The sequence below is a fragment of the Mesorhizobium sp. L48C026A00 genome (assembly GCF_000502375.1).
Lineage (GTDB): Bacteria > Pseudomonadota > Alphaproteobacteria > Rhizobiales > Rhizobiaceae > Mesorhizobium > Mesorhizobium muleiense.
Genome location: NZ_AYWU01000041.1, coordinates 23,278 through 42,329, shown reverse-complemented (window position 1 = coordinate 42,329; position 19,052 = coordinate 23,278). Strand labels below are relative to the sequence as shown.

At 57.1% G+C, this 19,052-nt stretch carries 17 protein-coding genes and 5 pseudogenes; 6 read left to right on the top strand and 16 right to left on the bottom strand.

The window, feature by feature from the left end:
* Positions 1–34: 34 nt before the first annotated feature.
* Positions 35–704: pseudogene (locus X738_RS77370) on the top strand (IS6 family transposase).
* A gap of 405 nt (positions 705–1,109) precedes the next feature.
* Here X738_RS77370 and X738_RS77365 read toward each other — a convergent pair.
* Complete coding sequence (locus tag X738_RS77365; RefSeq protein ID WP_023803518.1) at positions 1,110–2,543, bottom strand: CapA family protein; 1,434 nt, start codon at positions 2,541–2,543, stop codon at positions 1,110–1,112.
* Here X738_RS77365 and X738_RS83870 point away from each other — a divergent pair.
* A complete protein-coding gene (locus X738_RS83870; RefSeq protein ID WP_245277855.1) occupies positions 2,484–2,789 on the top strand; it encodes a hypothetical protein in 306 nt (101 codons plus the stop codon). The genes X738_RS77365 and X738_RS83870 overlap by 60 nt on opposite strands.
* 101 nt (positions 2,790–2,890) lie before the next feature.
* Here X738_RS83870 and X738_RS85530 read toward each other — a convergent pair.
* The 3 genes and pseudogenes from X738_RS85530 to X738_RS89455 all read right to left on the bottom strand — a co-directional run.
* Positions 2,891–3,088: pseudogene (locus X738_RS85530) on the bottom strand (molybdopterin-binding protein); the annotation flags it as partial.
* Positions 3,089–3,148: 60 nt separating this feature from the next.
* Entirely contained in the window at positions 3,149–3,379 is a 231-nt protein-coding gene (locus X738_RS88560; RefSeq protein ID WP_023803516.1) for a hypothetical protein, read from the bottom strand.
* Between the two features lie 214 nt (positions 3,380–3,593).
* Positions 3,594–3,695, bottom strand: a pseudogene (locus tag X738_RS89455) (hypothetical protein); the annotation flags it as partial.
* Between the two features lie 1,269 nt (positions 3,696–4,964).
* Between X738_RS89455 and X738_RS77355 the strand changes: the two are divergent.
* The 3 genes and pseudogenes from X738_RS77355 to X738_RS89450 form a co-directional block, all read left to right on the top strand.
* Positions 4,965–5,741, top strand: coding sequence for a class I SAM-dependent methyltransferase (locus X738_RS77355; RefSeq protein ID WP_023803515.1), 777 nt, complete (start codon positions 4,965–4,967; stop codon positions 5,739–5,741).
* A 1,186-nt stretch (positions 5,742–6,927) separates the two neighbouring features.
* On the top strand, positions 6,928–7,656 hold the full coding sequence (phnF, locus tag X738_RS0144400) for a phosphonate metabolism transcriptional regulator PhnF (protein ID WP_031256906.1): 729 nt from the start codon (positions 6,928–6,930) through the stop codon (positions 7,654–7,656).
* Positions 7,657–7,813: 157 nt separating this feature from the next.
* A pseudogene (locus X738_RS89450) lies at positions 7,814–8,098 on the top strand (ABC transporter substrate-binding protein); the annotation flags it as partial.
* Between the two features lie 253 nt (positions 8,099–8,351).
* Here X738_RS89450 and phnN read toward each other — a convergent pair.
* From phnN to phnF (X738_RS77295), 12 genes are all read right to left on the bottom strand, one after another.
* Complete coding sequence (phnN, locus tag X738_RS77350) at positions 8,352–8,936, bottom strand: phosphonate metabolism protein/1,5-bisphosphokinase (PRPP-forming) PhnN (protein ID WP_023803511.1); 585 nt, start codon at positions 8,934–8,936, stop codon at positions 8,352–8,354.
* Positions 8,933–9,652, bottom strand: a complete 720-nt coding sequence (locus X738_RS81890) for a DUF1045 domain-containing protein (protein ID WP_023803510.1) — start codon at positions 9,650–9,652, stop codon at positions 8,933–8,935. Before X738_RS81890 ends, phnN begins: the two co-directional genes overlap by 4 nt.
* Complete coding sequence (locus tag X738_RS77340) at positions 9,652–9,876, bottom strand: hypothetical protein (RefSeq protein ID WP_023803509.1); 225 nt, start codon at positions 9,874–9,876, stop codon at positions 9,652–9,654. Before X738_RS77340 ends, X738_RS81890 begins: the two co-directional genes overlap by 1 nt.
* Before the next feature lie 161 nt (positions 9,877–10,037).
* A complete protein-coding gene (locus tag X738_RS77335) occupies positions 10,038–11,264 on the bottom strand; it encodes an alkaline phosphatase family protein (protein WP_023803508.1) in 1,227 nt (408 codons plus the stop codon).
* Positions 11,265–11,407: 143 nt separating this feature from the next.
* Complete coding sequence (locus X738_RS77330) at positions 11,408–12,553, bottom strand: alpha-D-ribose 1-methylphosphonate 5-triphosphate diphosphatase (RefSeq protein WP_023803507.1); 1,146 nt, start codon at positions 12,551–12,553, stop codon at positions 11,408–11,410.
* A 170-nt stretch (positions 12,554–12,723) separates the two neighbouring features.
* On the bottom strand, positions 12,724–13,458 hold the full coding sequence (phnL, locus tag X738_RS77325; RefSeq protein ID WP_023803506.1) for a phosphonate C-P lyase system protein PhnL: 735 nt from the start codon (positions 13,456–13,458) through the stop codon (positions 12,724–12,726).
* A 19-nt stretch (positions 13,459–13,477) separates the two neighbouring features.
* Positions 13,478–14,269 (bottom strand): phosphonate C-P lyase system protein PhnK, encoded by a 792-nt coding sequence (gene phnK / locus X738_RS77320; protein ID WP_023803505.1) that lies wholly within the window; start codon positions 14,267–14,269, stop codon positions 13,478–13,480.
* A gap of 8 nt (positions 14,270–14,277) precedes the next feature.
* Positions 14,278–15,222, bottom strand: a complete 945-nt coding sequence (locus tag X738_RS77315) for an alpha-D-ribose 1-methylphosphonate 5-phosphate C-P-lyase PhnJ (RefSeq protein ID WP_023803504.1) — start codon at positions 15,220–15,222, stop codon at positions 14,278–14,280.
* Entirely contained in the window at positions 15,219–16,325 is a 1,107-nt protein-coding gene (locus X738_RS77310; protein ID WP_023803503.1) for a carbon-phosphorus lyase complex subunit PhnI, read from the bottom strand. Before X738_RS77310 ends, X738_RS77315 begins: the two co-directional genes overlap by 4 nt.
* The gene (phnH, locus tag X738_RS77305; RefSeq protein ID WP_031256902.1) at positions 16,326–16,931 is read right to left on the bottom strand and encodes a phosphonate C-P lyase system protein PhnH; all 606 of its coding nucleotides are present in this window, start codon (positions 16,929–16,931) and stop codon (positions 16,326–16,328) included.
* On the bottom strand, positions 16,928–17,350 hold the full coding sequence (gene phnG / locus X738_RS77300; RefSeq protein ID WP_036270458.1) for a phosphonate C-P lyase system protein PhnG: 423 nt from the start codon (positions 17,348–17,350) through the stop codon (positions 16,928–16,930). The genes phnH and phnG overlap by 4 nt, the downstream gene beginning before the upstream one ends.
* A 233-nt stretch (positions 17,351–17,583) precedes the next feature.
* Positions 17,584–18,285, bottom strand: coding sequence for a phosphonate metabolism transcriptional regulator PhnF (gene phnF, locus X738_RS77295; RefSeq protein WP_023803500.1), 702 nt, complete (start codon positions 18,283–18,285; stop codon positions 17,584–17,586).
* A gap of 254 nt (positions 18,286–18,539) precedes the next feature.
* Here phnF (X738_RS77295) and X738_RS81885 point away from each other — a divergent pair.
* A pseudogene (locus tag X738_RS81885) lies at positions 18,540–19,037 on the top strand (IS6 family transposase).
* The last annotated feature ends 15 nt before the right edge of the window (positions 19,038–19,052 follow it).

The window sequence follows — 19,052 nt, the reverse complement described above, 5'->3', positions numbered from 1 at the left end:
CAAGAAACACTCCTCAGCTGTGGAGGAGCACGTGATGTTCAAGGGCCGCCATTTCGACCAGTCGGTGATCCTGCTGTGCGTGCGCTGGTACCTGGCCTACAATCTGAGCCTGCGCGATCTGGAAGAGATGATGGCCGAACGCGGCTTGAAGGTCGACCACTCCACCGTGCATCGCTGGGTCGCCCACTTCTCGCCGCAGCTGCTGGAGCGCTTCAACCGGCGCAAGCGTGCGGTCGGCAGCAAGTGGCATATGGACGAGACGTACATCAAGGTCCGCGGCCAATGGATGTATCTCTACCGCGCCATCGACAGCCTCGGCGACACGGTCGAGTTCTTCTTCAGCGAAAACCGTGACCTGGTGGCGGCCAAACGCTTNTCCTCCGCAAGGCGCTGACGCGCCATGGCCGGCCGGAGCGCATCGTCATCGACGGCAGCCAGACCAATTACGAGGCGATCCTTTCCTGCGACGCTGAAAGCCGGCTGCGGCAGCGATCGCGGCGACCGCTGAAGCCGATCCGCATCCGCAATAGCCGGTATCTCAACAATCGGATCGAACAGGATCACCGGCGTATCAAGCGCCGCATTCGAGCCATGCTCGGCTTCAAGTCGCAGGCGAGCGCCGTGGTTATCCTCTCCGGCATCGAGATGATCCACATGATGCGCANGNGTCGATCGCTGAGCAATTCGATATCCTCGCTGCCTGACGGACAGGCCGAAATGGCCGTTCACAACCCCATTTCCAGGTTTGCGACAGAACCGCGCGCTTACGGAGCGCTTTGACGACAGCTTGAGGAAGAGGCAACTGGCGAAGCAGAGCGATAGGCTATGAACGACGCCCTTCAAAGTTCAATCAGGTGCCGGGAGCGAGGTCCTCCACTCCATCAGGTCAAAGTTCGCCATGTGCCCGAAGGAGGCCTGGCTCACCGCAAGTGACATCGACCACGCCTGGCCGATGTTCGGGCGACCGCGGTCGCTGGTCACTGATTCCGCGAGTTCAAAGGACATGCCTTCTATGGCGCAATGCCGGCTCCGGCGGTGGCAGGGTTTGGGATCAATGGCATGATCAAAGATACCTGAAGCCGTCGGGCATTGCCGCACAAAACCACGGTTCATGGAATCGATGACAAATCCACTGCACCGCAAGACGTCGACCATCGAATTTTTGTTCCAAGTGCCGCCGATAGGTCAGTCAATTCGGTCCGTATCGCATCCGTGTCTCCTAGGCTCGGCGTCCCCCGACGAGCACGCGGCTTGTCCCGACCAAGATCAATCGGATAGATCAGTATTTTTGTCAAATCTTCCCCTGAGAAATCGCATACTGGTACAAACGATCGCCATACTCCCGGAATTTTTGTAAACCCCTTTGTTTCCATCGCAGTGCGTTTATCGAGAGCTTCTGCGGGCGACGAACCAACCGGCAGATCAAGAAAATCATAAAACTCCTGCGGAAATTCGTCGATGCTAAAATACTCGAACATGAAATTCCCGAGACTGTAGAATATCGGCTTCTGACGGTAGATTTCTATCCCTCTCAGCTCATGCGATCCATGACATACAACTACATGGGCTCCGGCCTCAATCATGGCGTGTGCAGCATCAACCAAAAACTCCGCTGGTCCGCATGGGTCATTCCACTGCAGCTCATGAGAATGCAGTGACACAACAACATAGTCCGCCTGTCGTCTGGCCTCGCACACCGATGCGATAATTCGATTCAAGTCTTCGGGATTGGGAGTCGTCCTTGGACCTGGCTTCGGTGAGGCCGTAAAATTGAGGGGACCAAACGGCAAGATTTCGGGTGCTGACTTTGTCCCGAAACCCTGGTTAGCAAACCATTCCCGTTCAAAATTCACCTTTGAGATTTCCGCGATTTCTCTAAGAGATTCCATCTGGTTCTGTTCAAGGCCGTATACCGTGTTGTAGCGAAGCGGGTTCACACCTGGCCTCCCGACGATTTCTGCTCCGGCAGGGCCAGCCCGATGTGATTCAAAGAATGTGGATGTGGCCGCAATCAGTGCAACTCGTCCATTGCTTGAATCAAGATATCGCGGCCGGCTCGCCTGCCTCAAGTCAGCCCCGACTCCAGCATGAACAACGCCCATTTCATTGAGCAATTCTGCCGTCTCTTCGAGGCCGCGGTAGGAATAGTCCATAGCGTGGTTGTTTGCCCAGGAAACAAGGTTGAACCCAAAATGCTGTATCATAGCTCGGATGGCCTTGCGGCTAGCCTTCATCCAAGTGCCCCCGCTTTCAGCAGATGCGAAGGCATTACGGCTAGCGGCAACAATCTCCAAATTTGTTAGCCGGGCGTCTGCGACTGCAATCACGGCCTGTAGGTTCGTCGGCGCCTCGGATTGCAAGCGGGCCCGAGTGACTATGGCATCACCCGTAGCTGCAAATTTCATCGATCTAGACATGAATGGTATCCAAACCTTGTCTTTAAACTCTTCGATAATGTATACGTCGCTACGAAACCAGCGACCATTACAGAAGTTTTCCGCTTTCGCCTCGATCAACCGGCCATCGCGTTTCTGCGACGCCATGCATACGCAAGGATCCCGGCAGCAGGATTCACTTACGAAAAGCGCCTTGGACGGACTGAATGCGTTCCGGTCAGGATAACGGGGCTGGACGAGTCCGGACGGCCCCTGCTGGAAATGCTCGGTCGCGAGTCGTCGGCAAGCCTGATGGCAATGTCCCTGGCCGACGCCATTGCAATGCTGCCGCCAGATGTTGTTTCGATCGAGGGTGGCCTGCTGCTGAGCTTGGAATCCCTGTCTTCGAACTGATGGGACCAGTCCGGCCTCAGTCTGCGCAGGCCGGCGATCCTCCGGATCGCTGGCAGCGCTATCTGCCGGAAGGTCACGAGCGCCGCGTTGGGATTGCCCGGAAGCCCCGCGAACAGCATCGGCCCGATCATTCCGATCTTGATGGGCTTTCCCGGCCGCATCGCGACCTTCAGCACGTCCAGCGAACCGCCGTGGCACCCAAGAGCGGACACCACGTGATCTTCTTCGCCCGCCGAGACACCGCCTGTCGTGACTAGGACGTCGCACCTGGGGGCCGCTTCCCCGAACGCTTCGGCCAGCGCGTCCCGCCGATCTGGAATGATCCCGTAGTCGACGATCTCCGCCTATGGCAAGCCCGATCATGGTCGGATCATGACGCGGTTGGAATTGTAGATCTGGCCATGCCCTAGCGGCTCGCCGGGCTCACGTAGCTCGGAACCGGTCGAGATCAGGCCGATGCGGACCTTCCGAAGTGCTTCGACTGCGTCCAGGCCCTGTCCCGCCAGAAGCGCCAGCCGCTGCGGCGACAGCCGGTCGCCAGCGCCCATAAGGAGGTTCCCGGCCCGGACATCCTCGCCGGCGTGGCGCACGTTTTCTCCCCGCCTGGGCAGTCTCGTGACGAGATACGGTCGCCCGCACGCTCGCAATGTTCCTGCATGACGACGGCGTCGAACCCGGAAGGCACGGGAGTGCCCGTGAAGATGCGGATTGCTTCATTGGAATGGAGTATTGTCCGCTATGGACCTCGCCTGCTGCGACCCGGCCGCCGACCGACAGCTCCCACGGACCTGCCCCGGTCAGGTGGGCGGTCCTGACCGCATAACCATCCATGGCGGAGTTGTCGAAGGGCGGAAGGTCGATCGCGGCGTTGAGTTCCCCGGCAAGGACGCGTCCGGTGGCGTCCATCAGCGGAACGCGCTCGGTCTCCGCCACGGTCCTGGCAATCGCGACTGCCTTGGCGGCGGCGATGTCGACGGGAATACCCTTTCTCTCCGTAGCTGCGGCGCAGTTTTCGTTCGTGAGTGGTACCGCGTTTTCCATGTCTGCTCTATTTGGGGGATGCTTTTCAGATAGGCAATGACGTTCTTGACGTCGTCAGGATTCTTCAGGCCGGGGTCGGCTAGGTATTCCGCCAGGTTCGTTCCGTCCCAGACGAGGCCGGCGCCCTCAGCCTTCATCGCCTGCGAATAGGAATACCCCGGCGCGGTCCGGTGGTCCGACCAATGCCGCCCTTCAACGTCGGACCGACCTTGTTCGCATCGGTTTCGACGTTGTGACACCGCTGCCGCCACAGGAGCGGTATGGCAGCCAGGGCTGCGGGAGCCAATCGGCCGGGGCAGACTATGACTGTCATACACCACATATTTGCAAATATATATTACAAATATGTTACTCGTATTACGTTTGGTATAATAATTTGTTGCATAAATGTAATTTAATTATACAGGAAAATAACTTCAATTTTTCTATTGATTTTCTTCGAACGGGCGTTCAGCCTCTGTTTAATGAAGGAGGCAATGATGATGCCTGTAGTGAGTGGGTATGTGGAAACGTTCGGGGCCTCAGGCTATAATTACATACGGCTGCCGCCCGTCCCGGCTGATTACGATGTTCCCACTGGCGCACAAAATCCGGCCGAACTTTTAGGCTTACTTGAGAACTCCATCGGTCGAGCAGTTCATATAACCGGACGGGTGGGTGTTTCACTTGGCGGCGGCATCGATTCCAGCTGCAATCACCGCCCCTTCTGCGCCGGTCTCGTCCCGGCTTACCGTTATCGACATTCACGGTTGGATACGGCCCCGGCGACCCGGAAATTGAACGCGGTCGCAGATTACTTTCACACCGACCATCATGAGGTGATCGTTCAGTCAAGCTGTAGCGGCGCAACGGCTTCCCGGGACGAAAGACATCGGTATCCTCGCTCAAAACGTCGAACGAAATTTCCCGAAACGGACCTTCCACTATGCGTGGAACGCCGCTCTTTTTGAAATCTGGAGCCAAATATTCTTGGACGAGGTCAGCGCAAGCGAGCGTCCGATGGCTCATCAAAGAGAAGGTTAGTTTGCTCGCGCGCTGAGTAGCATGATTTGAGGCAGCACGCGGCGATAGGTGCCATTCAGTTCGGCAAATCGAGGTGCCCCCTCTTGCAATACTGAAAATGAGGAAAGCGTCATGAATGATGATGGGCAAATAAAAGACGCTTATAGCGCGTATGGCGAAATATGGAGCGATATTTATGATGAGTATGCGGAGGCGCTCAATAAGTCCGTCGAGATCGATCGAGCGGTGAGTTTTCTTGCTCCATTCACAAAGGACGGCATCGCGTTAGAACTTGGCGTCGGAAATGGTCACATTGCTTTGCCGCTTTCCGAGACAGGAGCTTCTGTTCACGGTCTCGATAATTCGGAAAGGATGCTTGCCTCACTCCGCGCGAAAGGCGGTGGAGATGCAATCACATCACACCTTGGCGACATGGCGCAGTTCGATCTAGGTACGCAATTTGACCTCGTGTACTGCATCAATAACACCTTTTCACATATGGTGACTGTGGAACAACAACTCGGCTGCCTGGCGTCTGTCGCAAACTCTCTGCGGCCGAACGGACGGTTCGTCATACATTTAAACTACCCGTATACTGCTGATTTCTCTGGTGCTGGCATCTATGGTAACCAGCGGACCACGGTCATGCATGTCGATGAGCGGCGCGCCATGGTCCGATTTGCCAGACATGACCGCAATCAGCAGCTTTTTATCTCTCAAGACCTTTGGATTACACCGGCCGGAAGCCGGACGATGCCAGTCAAGATGCGATATTTTTATCCAACTGAGCTCGATCTACTCGCAAGAATTAGCGGACTCGAACTCCTCGAACGCCACGGAGATTGGCAGAAGCGTCCGTTTGACAATGCATCTTGGCGCTACATGTCCGTGTTCCGGAAAGGTGAGTAGATCGGCGCAATGATCCTCGGCTGGTGACCGGGCCGGCGCAGTGTGCGACTGACGAAATGAGCGCTCAGGCGGGCTTCGATCACCTGTTCCACACGCTCCAAATGGGCGGGCAACCGGCCACGGTTGTGCTGGCGAGGACGCGCGCAGGTACCCGACTTGCCCTTGATGATCGCCTCGGCCTTCCTCTTGGGCGCGTCCAGCACGCCTGAGCGATCTCAACGTCTCCAGCGAGCGGCAGATTGTATTGCTCGCGGCTCAGCTTCTCGCTTCTCGGACTTCACGCCGAACTTCTCGCGTCGCAGCCCGCTGACGATCATCTCCAGCCGGTGGCGCGCCTCCTCCGGCTGCGTCAGCGCTTCTCATCCTGATCCTGATCGCTATACGTCGGCATCAATCTCTTCAGCGGCTGGCGCTTGAAACCCCGAACAAGCCGGCAATCAGCCGCTTCTGCCTTGCCTTGCTCATTTCGATGACGGCGCCGATCGTATTATGCTGTTCGAGAGCGGTAGGGGCCGCGGCATGGCGCGCCTCACTCGGCTGAGAGTTGGTTGTAACTCGGTGGACCAGGCCAAGCGTTCAAGGTTACAATGCTGGAGATAAGGGTCGCCATCGACCACGGCCCTCCAGCAAGGTCAAAGCATAGCGCTCTACCCCATGCATACTGTCGGGTTTGTCGGGTCCACGACACAGGCTGTTTAGCCAATCTAATGCTTGCCTCGGGCTTAAGTGGCTGAAAAGAAGTCACAAAGGCTTATGTTCGGCTCGACCAGCCAATTTGGCACGATTGTTGAAGTTCTGCGCTTTAAGGCGGCGGGAGCCGTGACCTGCATTCATGTCGCGGTAAACCGCTCATGGCGAAGTATGGAGCAACGTCTGTCATGAATGTGCGGAAGCGCTTAATGAGTTCGTCGAGGGCGCGCCGGCAGTCGGGTTTCTGGCGCCATTTGCATAATAATGGTCAAACCACAATTTAGTAAGAATGCTCGTTCAGGTGTCCCCGGAGCACGACAAAAACTGCGCAGAACGGTCCATCGGACCATCAGTTATGCCGTGCTCTTGCTTTACCCCAATAAGGACCGCTCGCGCAAAGCAGTGGACGTTTACTGCCGGTCAGGTCATCGCGGTTGTTCCTGCGCCTTTCTGTAAAGAGAAGGTTACAGATGCGAGTCGAAGAAAGTGCTCAGCAATGAAGCGTTGGGAAGTGGTTCGCTCGGCGATCCTCAGTGATATCGATGCGGGTGCGTTCGAGGACGGGCGCTTGCCTGGCGATCTTGTTTTGGCAGAACGATTTGGCGTCAATCGTCACACGGTGCGCAATGCCATCAAGGTGCTGGAATCCGAGGGTGCTTTGCGCGTTCAACATGGTGTGGGAACATTTGTTGCCGATGATTTGGTTGCAGACAGATTCAACAGTGATCGCAGGTTCACTTATAAACTACTTGGTCAGAACAAATCCCTGAAGTCGGAAATACTTTCGATCAGCGAAACTTCTGTCGAAGCAGATATCGCAAAGCATTTGAACATCGCTCCAATGGCACTGGTCACTGAGCTCAGATCGGTCTCGTTCATGAACGACTCGCCCTTAACGACCGGAACGAGCTACTTCCCAATCGACCGAATTCCGGGTCTTGCCGCTGCGTTCGAGGCGGAAGACTCCGTCGCTGCAGCCTTAAAGCGCTGCGGGATTGCCAAATACAACAGAAGATGGACCCGGATAACCGCCCGGAGGCCCACCCCACAAGAAGCACAGCGGCTGCGAATATCTTCATCCAGCCCGGTACTCGTTGAAACCAGTGTCGATGTAATCCCGGATGGGTTACCGATTAAATGTTCTTCCAGCGCCATACGAAGCGACCGATATGAGTATCTTATTGAAGGCAACAAGGATGATCCCGATCGGAGTGATCTAACATAGGCCGCCAGCCGTGCTTCGGCCGAAACGAGCTGGGTATAAGCCTACCGACGGCGGGCAATCTCACTTGCCGATCATTATCTCTTATCGCTGCGGTCACCTTTGAAGAGGTAAGATCGGGATCGCTGCGCATCCCGCTCGTCGGTTTGCATCAAAAGCAATGGCCGACTTGGACTTGACGATATGGCAGTACCAGAACAACATCGCGAAAGTCGAGGCGATCGATCCTCTCGCCGTGCGCATTACCACAAGGGTTCCTGACCCGGCGACCGAGAAAAAGCTAGTTGCGTGGAGCGCCCAGATCGTCAGTCGTGCTGCCTTCAACGAGGCAGGCAGCTGGGACAATTGGTTCGCCGCGCCCATCGGGGCTGGTGCGTACAGGATTGCGTCCAACAAGAAGGACGTTGGTCTCGCTCTCGAATCCCACGACGAATACTGGGGAGGCCTGCCCCCCGTTCGCGCGCATCGAGTTTCGCGTGACCGCCAGCACAGCCTCGGCCTCAGGAGGCGAGATCATCTTGGAATCCGGGCGCGCAATCATATAGGACCAAAGGGGCGGCTTCGTCGGAAACGGCAGTATAGAGGACGTGATTTAACGCACCTGATGATACGATCTGCGATCCCGTCGAGGCTAGCAGGGTTCGTAACACTCCGGGTAAGGCGCGGGCTGGCATATGCCCAGATGCTCTCCGAGGAGATTAGCATTTTGCGCCGCAAGCTTTTGCACTATTTTGGATCGAAAGAAGAATGCGGGTCAGCGCTTCGCCACCGTCTTCGAGCGATCCGGAATTGTCGATATGCAGCACATCGCCACCTTGGACGCTTTGCTGCTCGTTTCGGATCAGACGCTGTTTGATGCTCATCAGATTTTCGCGTCCCCGTTCGACCAAGCGCTTCGCCAATACGTCCATAGGCGCGGTGACGTTGACCACGAGCAGTTGCGGGTAGCGCTCTCGCGCTTCGGACAGAATGGCCCGGGAGCCGTTGACGACGACGACATCGCCACGCTTCAGCCACTCGTCGATATCCGAGGGTATCCCATAGGATAGGCCGTTTGCCTGCCAATGCAGCGCAAAGGCGCCTTCGAGAACGCGCCGCTGGAATTCGTCATTGTCGACAGGTTCATGGTTCTCTCCGACCGCGATCTGCCGGCTGATGACACGGCGCACGAAATGAACGCGCAGATCCGATCGAAGCCGGCTTCGCGCGTAATCGATCAGCGTGTCCTTGCCAACGCCGCTTGGTCCGACGACAAGGATCAGCCTCCCCTGCCGCGACATCATCGAGCCCAGACCGCCGCTTTGAGCACCGCTCCGCCGTCGACTGTGAACTGCGAGCGGACAACGAAATCGCCCCCGTTGCGCTCCTGCACGAACAGTGACAGTCTATCGATGCGATAATCCTCGGAGAGATAATCCTCAAAGATCGCTTCCAGACGCTTTCTCGTTCGTGCTCGATCCTCTTCGGGAATGCGGTCGGTCAGCGTGATATGAAACTGGAAACGATCGAGCACATAGGGGTAACCCCATTGCACAAGATGGGCGGTCTCGATCTCATCGAGCGGACTTAGCAGCCGCCGTTGGAGTTCCGGCGTGTTCATCGGTGCCCGGAAGCAATCGAATTCATCAACGATCTGCGCAGCAAAACCGCGCAAGGCCGGGGTGGGACTGACGGGAACGAGCGCAAAGAAGCCACCGAGGAGATCGATTTTCAAAGCCCCAATCGGACAAGGGTACCGTGATGCGGCAAACCTACTGAGCGCCTCTTCCAGGTCCTCGACCGAAGTGCCTTCTCTCAGCCGGAACGGTGCCTTGAGCGTGGCATGAAAACCATATCGGCGCGGCTCCGAGGTCAGAAGGGCGTCCGCCTCCGGTCGGGCATCGTCGGCAGCATCAGCCCGGAAGGCATCGCGACCAAGCCATGAACTCGCCGCTACGGTGAGCGGATGTTCCCGAGCCGGTGTGTAATAGATGGCGTAGCGACTGCATGGCTCGGGCATCAGTCGCACGTCCCCGCCACGGCAGCAGCCGGCACAGCCATTGCGGTCGATTGATTGCCGATCTCAAACAGCCTATCGGCAACGGCTTCTTCAACTTCCTCGTCATGGAAGATGGCGACGATGGCGCCGCCGCGAGTGGCCTCTTTGATAAGATCAACGGCGGTCGCGTGGTTCTCAGCAGCGCCCGTCGGTCCACCCTGTTGTTTTCCTACATCATTGCGCATTGTGTTCGTCGTTTCAAATAGTAGGCTCGAGGTCTTCCCTATAATGATCAGTTCGGGCCGAGCAGGTCAGCCCGAACAAAACGTCGGGCACCGTCCATCGCCCATTGCGCCGCCTGCTACGCAGTCGAAAGCGATGCACCTGGTGCAGATACTCCAGGAATCTATTGGGCTTCGAAGAGGGAGGCGGCCGAAAAATCCTTCGGGAGTTTCAGCAATTCGCCGATAGTTGATGCGAATTGCGTCTCATCGGCGATCTCGCATGAGCCCTGCGGGACATGCTTCCCGGAAAATATGCAAATCCGATCGTCGAATGGCGCTCCCGCCCAAAAACCGTGCGTGGAGAGATGCTTCGACTTGCCGAGGAACTGGTCAGATGGCGTGCTCGATGGCGCCGCCTCAAAATCGTGACCAGGAGGAGCAGTAAACGTGCAAATGTTTGTCCGATCATCTTCAGAGACATGGATCGAATCGCAGGGCTCGACGCCAAATTCCGACAACCGCGCTGTAACCGACTGCACATCGGCCTTGCTTGACACCCGAACATGGAGGACCGCGCCTTCGGTCGCCCATGCCGCGTCTGGGATAACGCGATCGGGATAGATTGCCGTGTGCACGGGACCATGGCCGTGATCACTCGTGATTGCGATGGCATATTCAGACAATCGGCCTGCACGCGCTAGCTGCGAAGTGATTTGACCGACGAGCAGATCTGCGAAAGCTACCGAGAAATGCGCCTCCCGGCTCTCATAGCCGAATTCATGTTGATACGTGTCCGTCAGATTCACCTCGGTCAGAATCAGATCGGGCGCGTCGCTGGAGCAGGCAAGTGCGGTCGCGGCAGCAATCATCGACTGATCGCCCCACAGGAAATTTGTTATCCTATAAACGCCGTCTGGCTTACTCGCGGCAGTCGCCTCCAATCCGAGTGGAACGCCTGCCAGGCGAGACTGCGGATCCTTCACGTTGAGTAGACGCGCACCCTGGTCACCTTGCTTCGTGAAGCCGCAGCTTCGGAGCCAGCAAGGGGGTACATAGACCGATGTATGCTCTGGGTCTACGAGAGCATGGCCGATACAGGCGACGTCGAGGCCTGCCTCGTGCGCGCGCAGCGCGATCGTCCGAGTCTTAACGTCCTCGGCTTGCGGCGGTACGAACTCGCCGTTTACAAGAATTCGGTTGCCATAGATGCCGTGGCGCACTGTGCTGTCGCCTGTCAGGATCGAAGCACGCCCGGGCATCGACGTGGCCGGAAACGGCGAGCGCATCCTCTTTACAAGGAATCCGTTCTCAGCGAGCGCGGACAAGTTCGGATATCTGTTGCGATGATTGGCGAAATAGTCGGCGCTCACACCGTCGATCATCACCATAAAGACTTTTGCGCGTTGCATATTTTCTCACCTAGCTGGGGTTTAACTCTTCAGGTTCCGTTCAGGGTAGTTCCCGCTGTTTCATTTCAATCGGAAGCCACAATCTCGCTAGCGCTGCAGGAACCTTCCAAGCCTGACGCCGCCAAACTTCCGGTCGTATTGTGCTAGAAGACTTTTCGTCCCTCAGACCAAACCTCGCGCACGACAGGCGTGCCTTCACTAACAGTCACACGGACCAGATCGCCTCGGCGGCCGACTTCCACTGCGCCGCGATCGTTCATACCAAGCGCTGCGGCCGGATTTGCAGAGATGATTCGCACCGCAGTCGGCAGGTTGAGCCCGATGTGTTCCGCGGTCAGTAGGAATGCGGCTTGGAGGAGGCTGCTTGGGATATAGTCCGATGCCAGAATATCCAGCAGTCCTTCCCGGGCGAGTTCCCCTGCTGCGATGTTCCCGGAATGGGATCCGCCTCTCACGACGTTTGGGCCACCCATCAATATCGACAGGCCCGCCTTTCTCGCCGCCTTGGCCGCAGTCATGGTCGTCGGGAATTCGGAAATGGAAATTCCGAGGTCTATCGCCTCTTCTATGTGCGCATCGGTTTCGTCATCGTGACTGGCACATGCGATCGATCGCGCCGATGCACTCTCTGCGATATGAGTTCGATGCTTCGGCCCGAGTTCTTCAGATGCCGCTCGCCATTCATCAATTTGTTGCTCAAGGTTCTCAGATGACAGACCATAGTCCGCGTATTGGTCTTCACGGAACTTCTTCAAATCGGCCGCCTGCCTGTGGCCCGGAGCATGGTCCATGATCGATATCAGCTTTACCAGCGGGTCATCGACAAATTGGGAGAAGAGCGGAAGAACACCCTTGTCTGTTATTTCACAGCGCAAATGCAGGAAGTGGTCCGCTCTGAGGAGCTGTCGCTCCTTCGCGCTTTTGATGCCCGCAATATTCGGCTCGAGATACTTGTTCCGTTCGGGTTTTCGGATGGTTGAGCCGACACATAACGCATCGAAAACAGTCGTCACACCGCCCGCGACGACCAAAGCATCGTGAGCCATGAGGGCAAGCTTTACATCCCACCGGACGCCGGGGCGAGGTGAAACATGTTTCTCCAAATTGTCGGTGTGGAGATCAACAATGCCTGGCAACAAATAGTCACCCTGTAGATCAATTGTGCTGGGTGCGGAAACCGAACCGGCCGAGATGTCGGATATCATTCCTTCCTTCAGGCACACCCCGCCAGATACGATCTCGTTGGGCAGAACGACATTTGCGTTCGTGAATGAAACTTCATGAGTCATGGTATCTCACCAAGCGTTAAATTGAATTCGTTGTGAACGAAGGCCAAGTACAGCTACAGCCGTCGCGTTACCTAGCTAGGTGTGTGATCGCGTTTCGTGCTGATGCGCTCATTGGATGTCTTCCCGCCATCAGCGTGGTGAAGCGCATGGTTACCGGTGCGCTATCCCGATCATCCACATGTCTCCGCTACCGCAGCAGGTGCCCCAGCTTTGGCTCCTGAAGGACTTCCGACCTCGAAGAGCCTATCCGCAACGGCTTCGCGTACCTCTGCGTCATGAAAGATGCCGACAATCGCTGCACCGCGAAATTTGGCCTCGTTGATCAGGTCGACGACCGTGGCTCGGTTGGCGGCGTCGAGCGAGGCGGTCGGTTCGTCGAGAAGCAAGATCGGATAGGTGACGACGAAGCTGCGGGCGATATTGACGCGCTGCTGCTCGCCACCGGAAAAGGTGGCCGGCGCCAGCGACCAAAGACGCTCGGGAATGCGAAGCCGGGTCAGCAGGGTTATGGCGAGGGCCTTCGCTTCTCCGGCCGGCATGCCATTGGCGATGGCCGGCTCGGCGACGACGTCAAGGGTGGCGACGCGCGGAATGACGCGCAGGAACTGACTGACATAGCCTATCGTCCCGCGGCGGATTTCGACCACTTCCCAGGGCTCGGCGGCCAGCAGGTCGACGGTCTCGCCCATGTGCTCGACGAAAATCCTGCCTGCACTCGGTTTGTAGTTGGCATAAAGCGAGCGCAGCAATGTTGACTTTCCCGATCCAGACGGTCCGTGCAGACAAACGCATTCGCCGGCTTTCACGGTGAGCTCGATATTGTCGAAGACAGGAAGGATGGTTCCGCCCTGAGTGTGCAAATGGAAGATTTTGGCGAGGCCTTTGACGTGAATGCGCGTAGTCATCTGAACTGTCCTTACTGCCTCAGACCTGTAAAACGGAGGAAACGAGCAATTGCGTATAGGGGTGATGCGGATCGTCAAGCACCTGGTCGGTCAGGCCTCTCTCGATGACGCGCCCGCGCTGCATGACCATCAGCCGGTCGGCGAGCAGGCGCACGACGGCTAGGTCATGGGTGACGACGATGGCGGCGATACCGAGCTCGCGCACAAGCCCACGCAAGAGATCAAGCAAACGCGCCTGCACGGAGACGTCGAGACCACCGGTCGGCTCATCCATAAAGACGAGCCGGGGACGGGTGACGAGATTCCGCGCGATCTGCAGGCGCTGCTGCATGCCGCCGGAGAAGACCTTCGGTTTATCATCGGTGCGGGAAAGGTCGATCTCCACCTTCTGGAGCCAATCTTGCGCCTCAGCACGGATGTTGCCGTAATGGCGGGCACCGAGCGCCATCTGTCGCTCACCGATATTACCACCGGCGGTAACCTCCATTCTAAGGCCATCCCGCGGGTTCTGCTGGACGAGGCCCCAGTCCGTCCGCATCAGCCTGCGTCGTTCCGGCTCCGACAGGCTGAGAATATCGGTTGGCCCTTTGTCGCGCAGGTCGTAAACCACGGAGCCTGTGTCCGGTGTCAAACGTCCCGAGAGGCAGTTGAGCAAAGTCGACTTGCCTGATCCGGATTCGCCGACGATGGCGAGGATCTCGCCTGGAAAGACATCGAAGGAAATGTTCTGACAGCCGATCGTCTTTCCATAGCCCTTCGTAAGATCGTGTACAGAGAGCAGTGGTTGACGGCGAGCGGACTGGACCTGCATTGCAGCTCTCATAGTTGTTCTGATCCTCTTTTCGAGGTCGAGAGCGACCCAATGGCGGCCGGTCTCTCACCATCCGGCCCAACGTGGCCCTGGTCTCGTCTAGTCGCGCAATAGTCGGTGTCCGAGCAAATGAACATTCGCTGCCCCCTGTCATTCACCACGATCTCGTCGAGATAACTGTCGGTTGCTTCACAAAGCGAGCAACATTGAGTCCATTTCTGCACCCGAAAAGGATGGTCTTCGAAATCGAGATTATGCACCTGCGTGTAGGGTGGGACGGCATAGATTCGCTTTTCGCGGCCTGCCCCGTAAAGCTGGATAGCCGGACTGTTTGCTATCTTCGGATTGTCGAATTTGGGAATGGGCGAGGGCGACATCAAATATCGGCCATTGGTCATAACCGGATAGCTGTTCGTCATGGCAATGTGGCCAAAGCGCGCGATATCTTCGTAAAGCTGAACGCTCATCAGGCCGTATTCCGCATACGCATGCATCTTCCGGGTCTCGGATTCCCTGGGCTCGAGACGACGCAGTGGATCGGGCGACGGCACCTGATAGACTATAATCTGCCCCTCTTTGAGAGGCTTCTCGGGCACGCGATGACGCGTCTGAATGATTGTGGCAGCTTCGGTTTTCTCGGTAGTTGCGATTCCGGCCACGCGTTTGAACAAGCGGCGGATGGACACCGCGTTCGTGGCATCATCCGCGCCCTGGTCGATCACCTTGAGCGTGTCGCTGGGCCCGATGACGCTGGCTGTCACCTGTATACCGCCGGTGCCCCATCCATAGGCCAGTGGCATCTCGCGGCTTCCAAACGGAACCTGAAGGCCGGGCACGGCCATCGCCTTCAAGATGCAGCGACGGATCATCCGCTTGGACTGCTCGTCGAGATAGGCAAAGTTGTAGGCTTGGCGGCGGCCCCGCTTGGACGAACCTTCCTGCGCGCCGGTCATTCCGCGGCCTCCTTGGTTGAACGGCTATCGACCTGCTCGCGGCGCAACTGTCGTATGAACTGCAGGTCACCCTGGAAATCGACATAGTGCGGCAAGGTCAGATGCGAGACGAACCCGGCCGCCTCGAGATTGTCGGTATGAGAAAGCACGAACTCTTCGTCTTGAACAGGATATTTTGGTTCCTCACGGTATTCGTGGCAACGCAATGAGCGATCAACGATCGCCATCCCCATCGCCTTGCGCTCACTCCTTCCAAAGGCGAGACCATATCCCCGCGTGAAGCGCGCAGGCTCGTCGGCGGACCCAGCGAACAAGTCCAACATCTGGCATTCCGTGACAGTGATGTCTCCGACAGAGACCGAAAAGCCCAGTTCCTCAGGAACAATCTCGAGCGCGACGTCTCCGACCCGAGTTTCCCCGACGTAGGGGTGGCCAGCACTGTAGCCGCGCAGGGCGGAATAGGCCAATCCTACGACGAAACCCTCATCGCCACGCGAAAGATTCTGCAGACGCTGATCACGACCGGCCGGCAGGGTCAAAGGCTCTCGCGTCAGATCGAAGACCGATGTCTGGTCAGGCGCAGGCAATTCGGCTTCAATCAGGCCTTCGTCGGAGATGCTGTCGAAAGCACGCGGAAGATTGGGATCAAGGGGGGCGTCCGCAATCTTGGCTTTTGACTCCTCGACGTCAGCAGCATCGAGGAGATCGAAATCAAGCAGTCGATGCGTGTATTCATAGGTTGAACCGAGGACCTGCCCTCCGGGAATGTCCTTGAAGGTCGCAGAAATCCGTCGCTCGATGGCCATCTGGTCTGTATCGATCGCGTTCGACACTGCCAAACGCGCCAGCGTCGTTCGAAAAGCCCGAAGAAGGAAGATCGCCTCGACGGCGTCGCCCTGGGCCTGCTTCAATGCGAGGGCAGCAAGCTCTCTGTCGTAGATAGAGCCCTCGCACATCACCCGGTCGACAGCGAGACCGAGTTGCTCCGAGATCTGCGAAACGGTAAGTTCGGGAACTTCGGGATCGCCCCGCCTATCCTCTGCAATCAACCGATGCGAGTTGAGGATTGCCTGCTCGCCTCCCTTTACAGCCACATAAGCCATTCAGATCTCCACCGATATGCTGCGAGGAAGCGCAATGACTGCATTTCCGGAGGTAAAGAGGACATCGACTCCGATCGGGTAATCGGCCTGATTAAGCTGCCAGTCTTCCCAAAACCACGACGGAAGGCCCTCAATGGCCGCCGAAATCTCATGCTGGATCCCCGGCCCGCGCCATCGTGCAAGTAGCCCTCCTGTAAAGGAGGGCACCTGGACGACAATGGTCGTCGAGGCCTGGGGCTCCAACTCAGTGCCGAGGCAGAACTTTGGCAGGCGTGGCATCGCCATCGGATCCGCCACAATGGCAAATGCCGATCGTTCGGGGCCGTCCACGACAGGCACCCTACAGTGAAACCCAAGATAATTGCGGACGGACGTCAAGTTCGATCGGAGATCGAGCCAGATTGGCGTTTCGAAGTCTGCAAGGGTGAGACAGACCGAGACGGTCGCCGGATCGAGAGGGCCAACTGCCGTGGCTGCGGGGACCAGCGTTTGCGGACGGCCGACATAGGCATAGGCATCCAAGATGCGGCGGAATGTATCCTGGCTACCAAAAACAGGACTCGCGAAGCCAGGTTCGATCGTTGAAGTATCCATAACCCTGCTCATTCGGGGCTCGAATCTCGCGCCATTGCGAAAAATTCGACCTTTGTCGAAGCCGCTCTGCGGCTCCGAAGCTCACGGCGGTCCAATTGCGTTGCCTCAAATTGTGCAACAAACCGGCGGCTCGCGGTCGCGATATCGTCCGCCCTTTGCAAAAGCGCGTCGAAGACGGCCGCCAGTTCTGCATGGCGCTCGTCGCATCCGAGGACGAAAGCGAAGCCCGTCGTACCATCAGTCAACCTGAGAGCACACTGAGTCATCGTAACCTCGCCGAGGTTGAAGAGGTCGCCGGTACCACCGGCGCGCCCCCGCACCAGCACAAGGCCGGTCTCGGGTCGGCGGAGCCACTCAAATTGCGGGGAAGTGCCAAGCTTATTCCGTGCTCGCTCGAGTTCGTCGCATTTGGCCCGGGCAAGGACAGCCATCCATCGCTGCCTGTATTCAACGTCATTCCGCACTTGTGTTCGCCGTTTTGATTGTAGGTCCAGTTCAGAACCGGACCGTTGATAACTAGATGTCTAGGTATCTTCTAAGCGCTGATTGCAACACTTTGATGACAGGAGAAGGGCTCGGCCGATAAATTTGATCTGATCAATCAGGGCAGGGGAGCCAGTGGTGGGAACTGCCGAGCTTCTGACGTCTCGTCGCCGAAGTGCCTTCAGTCGTTACTTTCAATCAGATATTCGTATCGGTCGCTTCGTATAACGCTGAAGGCATATTTGATTGGCAACCCATCCGGCGTCACATCGACATTCGTCTCGAAGAGTACCGGGCTGGAGGAAGATATTCGCAATAGCTGCGCTTCCTGCTGGGTGGGTCTCCGGGCGGTTATCCGCGTCCATTTTCGTTTATATTCAGGGATGCCGCAGCGCTTCAAGGCCGTGGTCGGGGAGTTCAGCCCTTCGAAGGCCGTGGCGAGACCAGGAACTCGCTCCACGGGATAATAGGCCGTCCCGGTCGCCAAAGGCCAATCGTTGATGAACGAAATCGACCGGACCTCCGTGACCAACGCTGGCGGCGCAATCTTCAGATGTTCTATTATTTCAGGTTCGACGGAAGCGTCGGTGATCGAAATTATCTGGCGCTTCACCGACTTGTTTTGGCCAAGGAGTCTAAAAGTGAATCTGGGATCGCTGTCCAGCTTGTGCGAAACGAAATCATCGGCCACGAATGTTCCAACACCATGTTGAACCCGCAGAGCGCCCTCAGATTCCAGTGCCTTGATCGCGTTGCGCACGGTGTGGCGATTGACCCCAAATCGCTCTGCCAAGACAAAATCGCCGGGCAGGCGACCATTCTCGAAGGCTCTCGCCTGGATGTCATTGAGTATACCGGAGCGAACCACTTCCCAACGTTTCATCGAGCACCACTTTCAACTTCGATTCGTTTGAATAGCATTTTACCGGAACCGGCGAAAAAAATCCTTATTGGAACGGCAGTCGATGCAAATTGTGTGAACCGGAATGGTAAGCTAAGGAGAAGTACAAGAGAATCTGTTGCAACCTTTTCCTTACCAGCGCTGTGGCAAGGAGCCTTCGATCATTTCGGAGGGTTGCAATGTTCAAAGGCCGTCAGTTCGACCAATCCATGATCCTGCTTTGCGTGCGCTGGTAGCTGGCCTACAATCTCAGCCTGCGTGATCTTGAGGAGATGATGGCTGAGCGGGGGATCGCCGTCGACCACACGACCATTCACCGCTGGACCGTTCGTTTCGCACCGCTACTGCCGGATCATTTCTACTGCTGGAGCATTTCAACCGGCGCAAGCGTAGCGTGACCGGGAAGTGGCATGTCGACGAGACTTACATCAAGGTCCGCGGGGATCCGCAAGAGTAAATACCTGAATAACCGGATCGAACGGGACCATCGGCGCATCAAGCGCCGCATCCGGTCAATGCTCGGCTTCAGACCACCAGCATCAGCCCCGATCATCCTAAACGGCATCGAAATGGTTCACATGATGCGTAAGCAACGGGCGAGGTNACCACCAGCATCAGCCCCGATCATCCTAAACGGCATCGAAATGGTTCACATGATGCGTAAGCAACGGGCGAGGTTCGCCTTCAATCCGAATCCATCCTTGGCCGAGCAGTTCCAAATCCTTGCCGCGTGATTGGGCTCGTGCCAG

Excerpts from the sequence above, each read along its gene's own strand:
- X738_RS77365 (WP_023803518.1), bottom strand. The coding sequence starts at position 2,543 with ATGGCGTCGCAGAAACGCGATGGCCGGTTGATCGAGGCGAAAGCGGAA.
- X738_RS77355 (WP_023803515.1), top strand. The coding sequence starts at position 4,965 with ATGAATGATGATGGGCAAATAAAAGACGCTTATAGCGCGTATGGCGAA.
- phnF (WP_031256906.1), top strand. The coding sequence starts at position 6,928 with ATGAAGCGTTGGGAAGTGGTTCGCTCGGCGATCCTCAGTGATATCGAT.
- phnN (WP_023803511.1), bottom strand. The coding sequence starts at position 8,936 with ATGATGTCGCGGCAGGGGAGGCTGATCCTTGTCGTCGGACCAAGCGGC.
- X738_RS81890 (WP_023803510.1), bottom strand. The coding sequence starts at position 9,652 with ATGCCCGAGCCATGCAGTCGCTACGCCATCTATTACACACCGGCTCGG.
- X738_RS77340 (WP_023803509.1), bottom strand. The coding sequence starts at position 9,876 with ATGCGCAATGATGTAGGAAAACAACAGGGTGGACCGACGGGCGCTGCT.
- X738_RS77335 (WP_023803508.1), bottom strand. The coding sequence starts at position 11,264 with ATGCAACGCGCAAAAGTCTTTATGGTGATGATCGACGGTGTGAGCGCC.
- X738_RS77330 (WP_023803507.1), bottom strand. The coding sequence starts at position 12,553 with ATGACTCATGAAGTTTCATTCACGAACGCAAATGTCGTTCTGCCCAAC.
- phnL (WP_023803506.1), bottom strand. The coding sequence starts at position 13,458 with ATGACTACGCGCATTCACGTCAAAGGCCTCGCCAAAATCTTCCATTTG.
- phnK (WP_023803505.1), bottom strand. The coding sequence starts at position 14,269 with ATGCAGGTCCAGTCCGCTCGCCGTCAACCACTGCTCTCTGTACACGAT.
- X738_RS77315 (WP_023803504.1), bottom strand. The coding sequence starts at position 15,222 with ATGACCGGCGCGCAGGAAGGTTCGTCCAAGCGGGGCCGCCGCCAAGCC.
- X738_RS77310 (WP_023803503.1), bottom strand. The coding sequence starts at position 16,325 with ATGGCTTATGTGGCTGTAAAGGGAGGCGAGCAGGCAATCCTCAACTCG.
- phnH (WP_031256902.1), bottom strand. The coding sequence starts at position 16,931 with ATGAGCAGGGTTATGGATACTTCAACGATCGAACCTGGCTTCGCGAGT.
- phnG (WP_036270458.1), bottom strand. The coding sequence starts at position 17,350 with ATGGCTGTCCTTGCCCGGGCCAAATGCGACGAACTCGAGCGAGCACGG.
- phnF (WP_023803500.1), bottom strand. The coding sequence starts at position 18,285 with ATGAAACGTTGGGAAGTGGTTCGCTCCGGTATACTCAATGACATCCAG.